General features: G+C 64.1%; 12 protein-coding genes and 1 other RNA gene. 8 read left to right on the top strand and 5 right to left on the bottom strand.

From position 1 onward, the window contains the following. Window positions 1–192 precede the first annotated feature (192 nt). The 4 genes from ompA (at window position 193) to ssrA (ending at window position 2,682) form a co-directional block, all read left to right on the top strand. Window positions 193–840: an outer membrane protein OmpA gene (ompA, locus tag L0977_RS16405; RefSeq protein WP_234265932.1), complete on the top strand. Its 648-nt coding sequence runs from the start codon at window positions 193–195 to the stop codon at window positions 838–840. Window positions 841–913: 73 nt separating this feature from the next. Next, window positions 914–1,621 carry a bifunctional 2-polyprenyl-6-hydroxyphenol methylase/3-demethylubiquinol 3-O-methyltransferase UbiG gene (gene ubiG / locus L0977_RS16400; protein WP_234265931.1) on the top strand — a complete coding sequence of 236 codons (708 nt, stop codon included), beginning with the start codon at window positions 914–916 and terminating at the stop codon, window positions 1,619–1,621. After that, window positions 1,618–2,292 carry an HAD-IA family hydrolase gene (locus tag L0977_RS16395; RefSeq protein WP_234265930.1) on the top strand — a complete coding sequence of 225 codons (675 nt, stop codon included), beginning with the start codon at window positions 1,618–1,620 and terminating at the stop codon, window positions 2,290–2,292. The genes ubiG and L0977_RS16395 overlap by 4 nt, the downstream gene beginning before the upstream one ends. 13 nt (window positions 2,293–2,305) lie before the next feature. Then, window positions 2,306–2,682, top strand: a transfer-messenger RNA (tmRNA) gene (gene ssrA, locus L0977_RS16390). A gap of 802 nt (window positions 2,683–3,484) precedes the next feature. Here the strand turns inward: ssrA and L0977_RS16385 are convergent. The 5 genes from L0977_RS16385 to L0977_RS16365 are packed head-to-tail and all read right to left on the bottom strand — an operon-like array spanning window position 3,485 to window position 7,898. Then, window positions 3,485–4,300 (bottom strand): SDR family NAD(P)-dependent oxidoreductase, encoded by an 816-nt coding sequence (locus L0977_RS16385; protein WP_234265929.1) that lies wholly within the window; start codon window positions 4,298–4,300, stop codon window positions 3,485–3,487. A 39-nt stretch (window positions 4,301–4,339) separates the two neighbouring features. Then, window positions 4,340–5,152 carry an enoyl-CoA hydratase/isomerase family protein gene (locus L0977_RS16380; RefSeq protein ID WP_234265928.1) on the bottom strand — a complete coding sequence of 271 codons (813 nt, stop codon included), beginning with the start codon at window positions 5,150–5,152 and terminating at the stop codon, window positions 4,340–4,342. A gap of 27 nt (window positions 5,153–5,179) precedes the next feature. After that, window positions 5,180–6,364 carry a thiolase family protein gene (locus tag L0977_RS16375; RefSeq protein WP_234265927.1) on the bottom strand — a complete coding sequence of 395 codons (1,185 nt, stop codon included), beginning with the start codon at window positions 6,362–6,364 and terminating at the stop codon, window positions 5,180–5,182. Beyond that, a complete protein-coding gene (locus L0977_RS16370) occupies window positions 6,361–6,792 on the bottom strand; it encodes a Zn-ribbon domain-containing OB-fold protein (protein WP_234265926.1) in 432 nt (143 codons plus the stop codon). The genes L0977_RS16375 and L0977_RS16370 overlap by 4 nt, the downstream gene beginning before the upstream one ends. 53 nt (window positions 6,793–6,845) lie before the next feature. Beyond that, on the bottom strand, window positions 6,846–7,898 hold the full coding sequence (locus tag L0977_RS16365; RefSeq protein ID WP_234265925.1) for a Bug family tripartite tricarboxylate transporter substrate binding protein: 1,053 nt from the start codon (window positions 7,896–7,898) through the stop codon (window positions 6,846–6,848). Window positions 7,899–8,014: 116 nt separating this feature from the next. Here L0977_RS16365 and L0977_RS16360 point away from each other — a divergent pair, with 116 nt between their 5' ends. From L0977_RS16360 to L0977_RS16345, 4 genes are read left to right on the top strand one after another with little or no spacing between them, the layout of a single operon-like run. Next, the gene (locus L0977_RS16360) at window positions 8,015–8,824 is read left to right on the top strand and encodes an IclR family transcriptional regulator (RefSeq protein WP_234265924.1); all 810 of its coding nucleotides are present in this window, start codon (window positions 8,015–8,017) and stop codon (window positions 8,822–8,824) included. 46 nt (window positions 8,825–8,870) lie between these two features. Then, window positions 8,871–10,019 carry an acyl-CoA dehydrogenase family protein gene (locus L0977_RS16355; RefSeq protein ID WP_234265923.1) on the top strand — a complete coding sequence of 383 codons (1,149 nt, stop codon included), beginning with the start codon at window positions 8,871–8,873 and terminating at the stop codon, window positions 10,017–10,019. After that, a complete protein-coding gene (locus tag L0977_RS16350) occupies window positions 10,019–12,184 on the top strand; it encodes an acetate--CoA ligase family protein (protein ID WP_234265922.1) in 2,166 nt (721 codons plus the stop codon). The genes L0977_RS16355 and L0977_RS16350 overlap by 1 nt, the downstream gene beginning before the upstream one ends. Then, window positions 12,181–13,218, top strand: coding sequence for a CaiB/BaiF CoA transferase family protein (locus tag L0977_RS16345; RefSeq protein ID WP_234265921.1), 1,038 nt, complete (start codon window positions 12,181–12,183; stop codon window positions 13,216–13,218). The genes L0977_RS16350 and L0977_RS16345 overlap by 4 nt, the downstream gene beginning before the upstream one ends. Window positions 13,219–13,325 lie beyond the last annotated feature (107 nt).

Raw genomic sequence — 13,325 nt, 5'->3', positions numbered from 1 at the left:
GCCCAGAAGGGCCCGAAAACCCCGGTTGTTGCATGAAGGCAACGGTGCCGAAAACCATGTCGCTGCCGGGTCGTGGCGCCGCATGCACTGACCAACCGTTACACACGCTTGTGGCACAATGAATTCAGCGTCTTGTAAGACGTGAATGTGTTCCAATAACTGGCCCGCCTGTGGCTCATCTTGAGGAAAACCATGAAAAAACTGAACAAAGTGGCAATGCTGTTTGCAACCGCCGCCATGGCAACCGCCGCTGGCGCCCAATCCATCGACAACTGGCGCAATGGCACGTCGGAACTGGTCTGGAAGAACGGCACGAACGAACTGTGCTGGCGCGATGCCTTCTGGACGCCGGCGACCGCCGCCCAAGGTTGCGACGGCGCGATCGTGCCGGCCGCTGCACCCGCTCCGGCTCCGGCACCCGCCCCGGCCCCGGCCGCTGCACCCGCTCCGGCACCCGCTCCGGCCCCGGCTCCGGCTCCGGCTGCCACCAAGGTGACCTACGCTGCTGACGCATTCTTTGACTTCGACAAGGCTGTTCTGAAGCCCGAAGGCAAGGCCAAGCTGGACGATCTGGCCGGCAAGGTCAAGGGCATCAATCTGGAAGTGGTGATCGCCGTGGGCCACACCGACTCCACCGGTGCTGACGGCTACAACCAGAAGCTGTCGGTGCGTCGCGCCGAAGCTGTCAAGGCTTATCTGGTGAGCAAGGGTATCGAAAGCAACCGCATCTACACCGAAGGCAAGGGTGAAACCCAGCCCGTGGCCGACAACAAGACCCGCGAAGGCCGCGCCAAGAACCGTCGCGTGGAAGTGGAAGTGGTCGGCACCCGCGCCAACTGATCCTCTTCAGGTTCGCCTGCAAAAAACCGCGCTTCGGCGCGGTTTTTTTATGGCCGGTGGCGATAATCCGGGCATGACAGCTCCGATCAATGCCGATCCGGCCGAACTGGCCAAGTTCTCCGATCTGGCCCACCGCTGGTGGGACCCCGAAAGCGAATTCAAACCCCTGCACCAGATCAACCCGTTGCGGCTCGACTGGATCGACAGCCAGGCTTCCTTGGCCGGCCAGCGTGTCCTGGACGTGGGCTGTGGGGGCGGTATCCTGGCCGATTCGATGGCGCGGCGCGGTGCCGACGTGACTGGAATCGACCTGTCCACCAAAGCGCTCAAGGTGGCCCAACTGCACGCACTGGAGGCCGGAACACCCCGCATTCAGTATCGTGAAGTCAGTGCCGAAGCCCTGGCGGCCGAGGTGCCGGGCAGCTTCGACGTCGTCACCTGCATGGAGATGCTGGAGCACGTGCCCGACCCGGCATCGGTGGTTCGCGCCTGCGCTACGCTGGTCAAGCCCGGTGGATCGGTTTTCTTCTCCACCATCAATCGCAACCCCAAGGCCTTTCTGTTTGCCATTGTGGGCGCCGAATACCTGCTCAAGATGCTGCCCAAAGGCACCCATGAGTACGCTCGCATGATCCGGCCCAGCGAACTCGCCGCCTACTGCCGCGACGCCGGGCTTGACGCCCTCCGTACCCGGGGCATGGAATACAACCCCTTGACCCAGCGCTACTGGCTCAGCAACGACACCAGCGTCAACTACCTGTTGGCGACGCGCAAGGCATGAGGCCCGTTCCCAACCCCATTGCCGCCGTGCTGTTCGATCTGGATGGCACCCTGGTCGACAGCGCGCCCGATCTCGCGCTTGCTGCCGAGCGCATGCGCGCTGCCCGTGGGCTGCCACCTTTGCCCCTGGACCGCTACCGGCCGCACGCCAGTGCCGGCGCTCGCGGCATGTTGGACATTGCTTTTGGCATCACCCCCGATGCGCCTGTCTACGAGGCGATGAAGCAGGAGTTCCTGGCAAGCTATGCCCAAGGGCTGCTGGACACCACACACTGCTTTGATGGGGTGGATTTGTTGCTCGCCGCGCTGCACCGCCACAGCTTGCCCTGGGGCATTGTGACCAACAAGGTCGACCGCTTCACCACACCCTTGGTGGCCGGTTTCCCTCAACTGGCTGCGGCGGGCACCGTGATTTCCGGGGATACCACGCCACACGCCAAGCCCCATCCCGAACCCCTGCTGGAGGCGGCCCGCCGGCTGGCGGTGGTACCGGCTGCCTGCCTGTACATCGGGGATGACGAGCGTGACATCGTGGCCGGTCGCGAGGCCGGCATGTACACCGTGGCCGCCCGCTACGGTTACCTGGGCGTGGAAGGCCGTGTCGACCACTGGGGCGCCGATGCCCACATCGATTCTCCGGCCGACCTCTTGAAATTGCTCGGATTGCCTTAAACTCAGGTGTACCGGGGCTGCATTGGTTTCGACGTGGGTTCGGACACGCAGCAGGGCATGTCGAGGTTCTGTCACCTCGTTAAACCGCAGAAAAAAACTAACTGCAAACGACGAACGTTTCGCACTCGCCGCTTAATCCGGCGAGCCTTGCAACAGCAGGCCGATAGGCTGGGCAAGGGTGGCCGCAAGGCTGTCCTCGCTGCAAGGGAATTTTTATCGGCTGGCCCGGCGCCGGGTACCTTGGCGCGGGGTGAGACTCAAGGGTACTGGCGGGTTGCGTAGCGTGTCGCTGCGCGGCGCAACCGGCGAGATTCAAAACAGACGACTACACATGTAGAACTGCGCGAAGAAGGCTTGCGGACGGGGGTTCGAGTCCCCCCAGCTCCACCACCACAACGTCCAAAGGCGTTCACTGAAGTCCAGTGAACGCCTTTTTTCTTTGGAGAATGAATGATCCTTGGTCCGCTTTTGTCCAAAGTCTTCCACGGGACGCGAGGTGGATGTCGGGGCACAGACGGGGGGACGTCCATCCACCGTCCTCGTTGAGCTATTGGGCCCTGATGCAGCGGTGGCGCGACTGAAATCGCTCATCGTGACTCCAGGTCTATGGGGCTTGATTCCCGCCATCGCGATGGCCGGTGGCAGTGGCATGGTTTTGGGAAAGAAGCGGCGTGGACGGTTGGTTGATACCAAGAAGAAGCGCATTGGAGTTGGAACTGACTCACTATCGTGGACGGGCACCGGTTTGATTCTCAAACCATTTCGGGTGTTGTCTCGACATGCGCGACGGCCTCTTCGACAACTTCAAACAGGGTTTCGTTGCTCCTTGCGCAGTTCAGAGGTGAGAAGAAACCCTGGCCACTGTGACGGCGCCGAGGGGGTTACCCGTCTCCCATCCAGGTGAATACCACCGTGCGGTCCTGTGCCTTGCTTTGGAAAGAGTTGCGCTCGATGAGTTCGCCTTCCAGGCTGGCGAAAATGCTCTCGGCCATCGCGTTGTCGTGGGCATCGCACACCGCGGATGGGCGATCCTGCATTTGCAGGCAACGTTCGCCAAGGGCCAGGCTGGTGTCCTGGCTGCCTTGATCGCTGTAGGGATGTCCAACGCGAATTGGGACAGGGATCGAGTGTAGGACCCTGCGTCTACCCCTGAGTGCGGGGAGCTGCGCCTGGCACCACACTCGCCGTTTGCTCAATTCATCACGAAGCCGCCCGATGCGCCCACGGTTTGACCCGTGATGAACAGGGCTTGGTCGGAAGCGAGAAAGGCCACCACGCCAGAGATGTCACCGGGACGCGAGAGACGGCCCACTCCTTTGGAGATCGGGTAGACGTTGAGCATCTTCTTGAGCAGCTCGTTGTTGTCCACGGTGGCATGGATGTTGAGTGGTCCATCCTTGATGCCCTCGTGCGACACCGCGCCCAAGGCAACGGAGTTCACCGTGATGGCATGGCGGCCATGCTCGCGCGCCAGAGCCTTGGCGAAACCGCCGATGGCGGCCTTGGCGCCCGAATACACCGCCATGTTGGCCTCACCGATGCGCCCCGCCTCGGAAATGATGTTGATGATGCGGCCGGTCTTCTTCTCGACCATGCCCGGCAGCACTGCGCGGCAGCAATACATGGTGCCGTAGACGTTGAGGTCAACGATCTTGGTCCAGTCGGCCACCGGCGTTTCCAGGAAGGGGGGCGTGCGGCCACCCTTTTCGCGGCGCTCGGGGATGATGCCGGCGTTGTTCACCAGGATGGTAATTGGGGCCGAGAAGTGAGCGCGTGCGCGGGCGACCATGGCTTCAACTTCGTCGAGTTGGGTGATGTTGGCGGGTGCCGCCAGCGCCTGGCCGCCCGCAGCGGCGATCTCTTTGGCTACGGCGTTGGCACGCTCTTCAAACAGGTCGTTGACCACGACCTTGGCGCCTTCGGCGGCCAGTTCCAGGCAGATCTTGCGTCCCACGCCTTGACCGCCACCCGTGACGAGGGCTATCTGTCCGTTCAATCCCAGTTGCATACGATTCCTTTGATGAAGTTGATGTTGTTGAAAGGGAGGTCAGCGACCGACGAAACGCGGTGCGCGTTTTTCGACAAAGGCGCGCATGCCTTCGATGCGGTCTTCGCTGTCCACCAGCATCGACGCGGCGTAACGCTCGTACTCCAGGCCGGAATCGAGATCGGTCTGCATGCCGCGGTTGATGGCGCGCTTGGCGAAGCGCACCGCCAGGGGCGGGTGCTGCGCGAGGCGTTTTGCCCACTCCATCGCGGTAGGGAGCAGCTCTTCGCCGGGGAGAACCCGGCTGACCAGGCCCATGCCCAGTGCGGTATGGGCATCGATGAGGTCCGCCATGAAGATCAGTTCCTTGGCCCGGGCTTCGCCGATCACGCGTGGTAGACGCTGTGTACCACCCGCGGCCGGAATCACGCCCAGCTTGATTTCGGGCAGCCCGAAGCGTGCGGTCGAGGCGGCCAGCCGGATGTCGCAGCACAGTGCGATTTCCAGCCCGCCGCCCAGCGCCACGCCGTTGATGGCGGCGACCACGGGCTTTTCGAACTCTTCGATGTTGCGGAACAGGTCGTGGGTGGCCTTCTGGCGAACGAAGTACTCGCTGCCGCAAACCACTTCGCCTGCACGCTCCTTGATGTCGGCGCCGGCGCAGAACGCCCGGTCACCACTGCCGGTGATGAGCACCGCGCGCACCTGGTCATCGCTGCGGGCGAGCTCGAAGAAGGCGCGAGCCAGGTCGGCCTTCATCGTGCCGCCCAGCGTGTTCATGCGTTCGGGGCGGTTGAGCGTGATAACGGCGACCTGGTCGCGCACTTCGTACAGCAGCGTGCCCAGGTCCTGTGGCTGGTTTTGGGTGGTCATGCTCTTCTCTCCTGTTGTGCGGGGCGGTCAGTGGGCAGTCGATAGCACATGGGCAATCGACACCGACCCCAGACCGATCATGTGGGCCATGGCCCAGCGCGCATTGGGGTGCTGGCGACCGGACGCTTCGCCGCGCAACTGGCGGGTGATCTCGGCGATCTGGCCAATGCCGGTCGGCCCGAGCGGGTGGCCCATGCCGATCAGGCCGCCCGAGGCGTTGACGGCGCAACGGCCGCCGATCTGGGAGTCGCCACGGGCCAGGTAGCGCGCGCCTTCGCCGGGTTCACAGATGCCGATGGCCTCGGTGTAGAGCAGTTCTTCGATGGAGAAAGCGTCGTGCAGTTCGAGCAGGTCCAGCTCGGTCGGGGCGATGCCGGCCTGCTCGCAGGCAGCCTGGGCGCTGGACCGCACCAGTTCCGTGGCCGCATCGCCGTAGCCGGTTTCTTCGCGGTCGCTGCCGGCTACCGAGGCGTGTACGCGGACACAGCGCTTAGCGTCCAAGCCCAGGCGCTTGAGCGCGTGGCCAGAGACCAGCAGCACGGCGGCGGCGCCTTCGCCACGCGGGGTGCACTGCTGCACCGTGAGATCCCCGACGACGCGCGGCGAGGCGAGCACCTGGTCCAGCGTGCGGGGCTTGCGAAACTGGGCGAAGGGGTTGAGTGCGGCATTGCCATGGTTCTTGACCGCCACCGCAGCCATCTCTGCCACGCTGGCGCCGCGCTCGCGCAGGTAGGTGCGCGCCATCATGGCGAACTTGACCGGAGGCAGGTTGGCGGTGTCGCTCAGGCTTTCGAGCCCGTTCTTGTTGGCCGCGCGGCGACCGTCGCCGTGTTTGTCCACACCGACGGCGAGCACCACGTCGCTCATGCCGGTGGCGATCTCCATGCAGGCCTGGCGAAAAGCGAAAGACCCTGAAGCCGAAGCGTTTTCGACCTGCGTCACGGCCAGACCGGTCGAGCCCAGGTGGCGGAGCATCACGCGCCCGGTGGCCATGCCGATGGCGGCTGTGCCGACGTAGGCACTTTGAACCTGGTCCCAGCGCAGCCCGGCGTCGACCAGCGCGGCGCGCACGGCGGTCAGGCCCAGCTGGGTGTAGGGTGTTTCGGTGGGGAACTGGTAGGCGTGCATGCCGATGCCCACCACGTAGATGCCACCGTTTTGGTCGATCCAGTTCGCGGAGGTGGCGGCTCGTTGTTGGGTACCGGTGCTCATGTCGCGACCTCCTCATTCATCGGAACAAAGACGCAGGCATAGACCCCCTGCGCTTCGCGCACCTCTGCGATGGCTTTGAGGGTCATGCCCGTGCGCAAGCCAGAATCGTCTTTGACCCCGATCACGCCTTCTTCAACGATGCCGTCTGCGATGCGGATATCGCCAGCGATCGCGGGCGCCTGCATGTCCGGTATCAGCGGCACATGGATGGTCACGAACTCCAGCAACTCTCCTTGGCCAGGGCGGGTCAGCCGGGGGGCCTCGGTGAGTGGGTTCCCACAGTGCGAGCAGCCCGGGACGTTGGCCGGAAAGTTGACCGTTCCGCAAACCAGGCATTGTGAGAAGATGAAGTCGAGGGAGGTGCCGTCCGACGCCAGCTGGTAGAGCGTGGGGTGCAGAGGCTTCAAGGAAGTCAGTTGGTCGATCATGAATGAAGGTCGGTCAAGCCAAGGGGAAGGGCCACGCGAGCGTGGCCGCGGGGTCATTCGAGCGAGGCGCCGGATTTCTGCACCAGATCGCGCCAGCGCACCATTTCCGTCTTGACGAAGTCGCCCAGCTTTTGATCGCGCATGCCGGTCATCGGGATGCTTCCGTACTTCTGGTTGTTCTTCACCATCTGGGGGTCGACCATGGCCTTCTCGATGGCGTCTGCCAGCTTCTTGACGATGGCCGGTGGGGTCTTGGCAGGCACGAAGACGGCGCCCCAGGAGCTGGACTCTGCGCCGGTCAGTCCAAACTCGCTGATCACCGGTACATCAGGGGCGCTGGCAAGCCGCTTGTTGGCCGTGACCGCCAGTGCGGTGAGTTTCTTGCCGTTCACCAGCGGCAGCACGATGGCCGGGTAATCGAACATCAGATCGACGTTGCCGGCCATGAGATCGGTCAGCGCTGGGCTGCTGCCTTTGTAGGCGATGTGCGTCATCTTGGTGCCGGTCACCATCTGGAACATTTCTGCCGTGAGGTGCGTGCCCGTGCCCGCGCCAGCCGAGCCGTAGTTGAGCTTGCCCGGGTTGGCTTTGGCATAGGCGATCAGTTCGGGGACCGTTTTGAATGGCCGGTTGGGGTTGATCACCAGTACCAAGGGGGACTCCGACACGCCATACACCGGCACGAAATCGGCGATCGGGTCATACCCCACTTTTTTGTACAGCGCGAGATTGGCGCCCTGAGTGCCTTGCGTGCCGTAGACCATCGTGTAGCCATCGGGAGTCTGGCGGGCAGCGGCTTCCACGCCAATCGAGCCACCAGCACCAGGGCGGTTTTCCACGATCACGGGTTGCCCCAGATGGGGTTCGAGCAGTGTCGCCAGCAACCGGGCTGTGTTGTCGGTCACGCCACCGGGGGTGAACGGAATGATGAATTTGATCGGACGTTCTGGCCATTGAACATCTGCCGCATGGGCGGTGCACAGGGCGAGTGACCCGAGCGCCAGAACGGACAGCTTCCTCAGAATGTTTCGCATGGTTGTCTCCATTTTTTCTGCCACAATATCGTGACTAGTCGTAGAATACTTCAAAATATCGTAGAAAGGCAAGATCGAATTTTGAGTTTTTCATTGAAAAAAATAGGGAAAAAACAGCCTTTTATCGGACGGTTTTCTGAAGTCATTTCGTTATTATTCGAGCTTATCTACGAAATTTCGGAGTAACTATGCCCACCATCGTTCCTGCTGCCACCCGCACCATGCTGCTGCTTGAAGTGTTTGCCCGTGAGCGCCGAGAGCTGTCCAACTCGGATCTGGCGCGTCTTATGGACCTACCGGAAAGCAGTTGTTCAGACCTGCTTTTCACGCTGCACGAGATGGGCTATCTGCTGCGCACGGCGCGCAGCAAGCGCTTCTATCCCACGGCGCGACTGCTGGACATTGCGCAGGAGATTTCGGCCAGCGATCCGCTGTTCGCGGTGGCCACGGAAGCCTGCGAGTTGTTGCGCGACAAGACCGGCGAGACCGGTCTGTGTGGCCATGTGGTGTCGGGGGTGGTGCATGTGCTGGCGTTTGCCGAAGGCACGCATCCGCTGCGCTACGTTTCCAACGTGGGCAACAAGATCGCGCTGCACGTCTCGGCGCTGGGCAAGGCGGAGCTCGCGCTCGGCACCCCCGAAGAGGCGGCGCGCCAGCTGCGCCTGAAGACGATGAAGCAGATCGCGCCCGGCACCATCACCGACCTGGCCGTGCTGGAAGCACAGATCGCCCAGGCCAAGGCGCAGGGCTGGAGCTGGGTCGAGAACGAAGGTTTTGACGGCCTGTCCGCCATGGCGGTGGCCGGCTACGTGGGCGATCAGCCGCTGGCCATCTCCGTGGCCGGTCCCACCCAGCGCATGCTGGCCCACAAGGACGCTTGTCTGCAAGCCCTCAAGGACGTCCAGGCGCTCGTGTTCCACGCGCGCGACGGCGCGGCGCCGCCGCGTGCCACCGGTGCGCGGCGCGCCGCCACCGCAAAAGTGACCGGGCCGGCGTAGTCCGCGCCCGGGTCCGATCCCATTTCAACCCACAGGAGACCCACCCATGTATTTTGTTGCCGATGCCGACCAGGAGATGTTGCGCGACAGTGTCCGCCGCTTCATGAAGAGCGAAGTCGCCCCCCTCGTGTCCGAACACGACAAGGCCAAGACCTTTCCCTTCGAGCTGCTCAAGGCGCTGACCCCGTTCGGCTACATCGGCGGGCGTTTGCCGGAGTCGCTCGGTGGCATGGAGCTGGACGCCATGAACTGGGCCATGCTGATGGAAGAGGCGGGCTACACCTGGCTGTCGCTCCGGACCATGGTCAACATCACCAACGCCGCCATCCACAAGCTGGCGGCCGAGGCGAACGAGGAGCAGAAGGAGCGATTCCTCAAGCCCCTGATGGCTTCCGAGCGCCGCGTGTTCAACGCCATCAGCGAACCGGGCACCGGTTCCAACATCGCCCAGGTGCAGACGCGGGCCGACCTCCAGGGCGACCACTATGTGCTCAACGGCCGCAAGCTCTGGATCACCAACGGCGTCTTTGGCGATTTCGGTATCGTGGTGGCACGTACCTTCAGCCCCGATTGCAACGGCCAACTGTCCACGTTCCTGGTCGAGCGTGATGTCTCGCCGTATGAAATCCGTGCGGTCGATACCATGGTTCTGCGCAGCACCGGCACGGCCGAACTCAACTTCGACAACGTCAAGGTGCCGCGCGCAAACCTGCTGGGCGAAGAGGGCTCGGCGCTGAAGAAGATGTTGAAAGGTCTGGACGGCGCTCGGGTGAATATCGCGATGGGTGCGGTGGGTGCTGCCCAGGCCGCGTTGGATCTGTCCATCGACCACGCCCGCACGCGCACGCAATTCGGTCGACCCATTGGCAGCTTCCAACTGATCCAGAAGCTCATCGTGGACATGACGGTCCGCGTGGAAGCTGCACGGGCATTGGGCCTGCGCGCAGCCGCCGCGCTGGACTCCGGGCAGGACGTCCGCACGGCCGCTTCCATCGCCAAGCTGTACGCCACCGAAGCCGCCCACGAGGTAGCCAGCATGGCCCTGCAGGTGCACGGCGGACTGGGCTATGCAACCGACTACCCCATCGAACGCATTTTTCGGGACACGCGCGGCGGCACGATCCCCGAAGGCACGACCGAGGTGCAGACCTTGATCGTGGGCCGCGAGATTCTGGGCATGTCAGCCATCGCCTGATGGTGAGCACCGCAGCCTCATCCCAAAACACAAGACCTCTGGAGACAACGTTGACCGATTTGACGCGGCTGATTCACCCCCGCTCGATTGCTCTGGTGGGCGCCTCCGATCGCCTTCACAGCATTGGCGAGCGTACCCTGAGCAACTTGCTGGACCACTCCGAGTTCGACGGCGAGATTTTTCTCGTGAACCCGACCAAGACCGAGATCCGGGGGCAAAAATGCTGGCCCAGCGTGGCCGCCTTGCCTGTCACACCCGACATTGCGGTGATCGTGGTGCCGGTGGCGGGCGTGCTGGCCGTGGCGGAGGAGTGCGCCGGCCGGGGCGTGCCCTTCGCCGTGGTGCTGACCTCGGGCTTTGGCGAGGCTGGAGAAGAGGGCGAGCAAGCACAGGTGCGCCTCAAGGCCATCGCCGACGCGGGCGGCATGCGGATCTACGGTCCGAACTGCCCGGGACTGACCAACGTCAACCACCGCCTGGGTCTGACCTTCTCCCCCTCGTTCCCGCACGACCTGATCAAGGGGCCGATCGGTCTGGCCACCCAGGGCGGCGGCCTGGGCCGCAACGTGATGCAGGCCATGGACCGCGGCATCGGCATCGGACTGTGGGCGTCGACCGGCAACGAGGTGGACCTGCAGGTGGCCGATTTCATTCACTACATGGCCGACGCGCCGGACATCAAGGTCATCGTCACCTTGCTCGAAGGCATCAAGGACGGCGCCAAGTTCGTCGCCGCCATCCAGCGGGCGGCGGCCAATGGCAAGCCGGTGATCGCGTTCAAGGTGGGCAAGTCCGAATACGGTCAGCGCGCGGCGCAGTCGCACACCGCGTCGCTGACTGGTTCGGCGGAGGTGAACAGTGCGGTGTTCCGCCAGTTCGGCGTGATCGAAGTGGACGATATCGACGAACTGGTCGACACGGCCTGGCTGTTCGCGCGCGCCATGCCAGGCCCCGAGGACGGCATCGGCATCTACACCTCGTCGGGCGGCACCGCCGCACTGACGGCCGACGCGGTGGGCACGCGGGGCCTGCGGCTGGCCACCTTCGCACCCGAAACGCGGGCGCTTCTGAAAGAGCTGTTGCCCGACTACGCGGCGATCGACAACCCGGTGGACACCACGGCGGCGGTGCTGAGCGATGCGCAGCTGATCGAGAAAACGCTGGGCGCGGTGGCCAGCGACCCCCACCTCGGTTGCGTGATCGTGCCCATCACCCTGGATTACGGCGAGACCACCATCCAGATGGCGCGCACCATCATTGCCGCGCAAAAGAACTGCACCACCCCGATTGTTCCGATCTGGATGAGCGATCGCATGGGCGAGGGCTACCGCATGCTGGTGGAACATGGTTTTGCGCCGCCGCGTTCGGTGGGCAAAGGCCTGAGTGCGGTGCGGCGCTGGGTGGCGTATGGCCGCTGGAAGCGCAGCCAGTCGGGCGTGTCTGCGGTCACGCTCACCTCGGTGCTGCCGCCCGCGTCGGCCACACGCTCGGTGTCGGAACTTGAAGGCAAGCGCCAGTTGCGCGAGGCCGGTATCGCGGTGCTGCCCAACGCACTGGCCCGCACTCAGGAAGAAGCCGTGGCCCAGGCGGCAGCGATGGGTTTCCCGGTCGTGGCCAAGATCGCCAGCGGACAGATCGTGCACAAGTCGGACATCGGCGGCGTGCAGGTGGGGCTGAAAACCGCCGAGCAGGTGGCGGTCGCCTGGGTGGAAATCATGGCCTCGGCGGCACACCACCGCCCCGATGCCACGATCGATGGCTTGCTCATCGAGAAGATGGCGCCCCAGGGCGGCGTGGAGCTGATGATCGGCGTGACCCGGGATCCGGTGTTCGGTCATGTGATGACCTTCGGCATGGGCGGCATCTACGTGGAAATCCTGCGCGATGTGACGCGCCGCATGCTGCCGATCGGTGCGGAAGATGCGGCGGCCATGGTGCGTGAGATGCGCTGCTTCCCGCTGCTCGACGGCGCACGCGGTCGGCCACGGGCCGACCTCCAGGCGCTCGAAGCGCTGCTGCTTCGCGTCTCGGCGTTTGTGGTGGCGAACGCCGACCGCATCGAGGAGATGGATCTCAACCCCGTGTGGCTGGGCGCCGAGGGCGAAGGGGCCTTGCCGCTCGACGCCGTCATCATCGAGCGCGCCGAACAGAAGGCATCGGCATGACGGGCCCTTCCACGCGCCCGCCGCTGGCGGGCATCACCGTGGTCGACTTCAGCGAACTGCTGCCCGGCCCGTTCTTCACGCAGGCATTGGCCGAGATGGGCGCACGCGTCATCAAGATCGAGCGCCCGCCCCATGGCGACAATGCGCGCCGACTGGGCGCGGGGGGATTTGCGGCGGTCAACCGGGGCAAGGAAAGCCTGCTGGTCGACATGAAGGACGAGGCCCAGCGTGCCCAGGTGCGTCAACTGGTGGTGTCCGCCGACATCCTGGTCGAGTCATACCGGCCGGGCGTGATGGCGCGTCTGGGGATGGACTTCGCGTCGCTGCAAGCCGACTGTCCGCACCTGATCTATGTCTCGCTCAGCGGCTATGGGCAGTCGGGCCCCTGGGCCCACCTGCCCGGGCACGACATCAACTATTTGGCGGCTGCTGGCGTGCTGGCCGTATCGGGGGAAGCGGGCGGTCCGCCCTCACTGGGGGCGGGTCTGCCGGTGGCGGACCTGTGTGGTGCCATGTATGCGCTGTCGTCCACGCTGGCCGCCTTGTTCCAGCGGGAAAGTACGGGGCTCGGTCAGCACCTCGACGTGGCATTGGCCGACTGCGCCCTGCACTGGATGAACCCGCGTCTGGGCACCTACCGGGAAGGCGGCGCGGAGACGCTGGAAGCGCAGCGCGAAGTGACGTTGGTCAAGCCGGCCTATGGCGCGTTCGCCTGTCTCGACGGCCGCCACCTCTCTATCGCGGCGCTGGAAGACCACTTCTGGCAACGTCTCTGTGAGGCCATTGATCTGGCGCCGTTCGATGGTGAGGCGTACCGGTCGTTCAAGCGGCGCAAGCCCCATGCGCAGGCCATCAACCAGCGTATCGCCGACGCCGTGAAAGACCGGGACGCCGACGCGCTGTTCGAGCTGCTGAGTCGGCACGACGTGCCGGTGGCCCCGGTGGTTGAGCCCTCCGGCTTGGCCGCGCTGCCGCAGTTCGCGACACGCGACAAGTTCGAAGCCGGCGACAACCTGCCCCTAGCAGGCTGTTGAATTTCGCTCCCATAAAACCTGGCATTCAGGAGCATCGTTGTAGATACTGACTGCTCGCTCAACAAGGAGTCCAGACGATGCGAGGTTCAGACGCGATGCAGGAGTCA

Origin of the sequence: Hydrogenophaga sp. NFH-34, assembly GCF_021401345.1 — a bacterium.
Classification (GTDB): domain Bacteria; phylum Pseudomonadota; class Gammaproteobacteria; order Burkholderiales; family Burkholderiaceae_C; genus Hydrogenophaga; species Hydrogenophaga electricum.
Note: the sequence above shows the minus strand (reverse complement) of the source record. Positions and strands in the feature narration are given on the sequence as shown.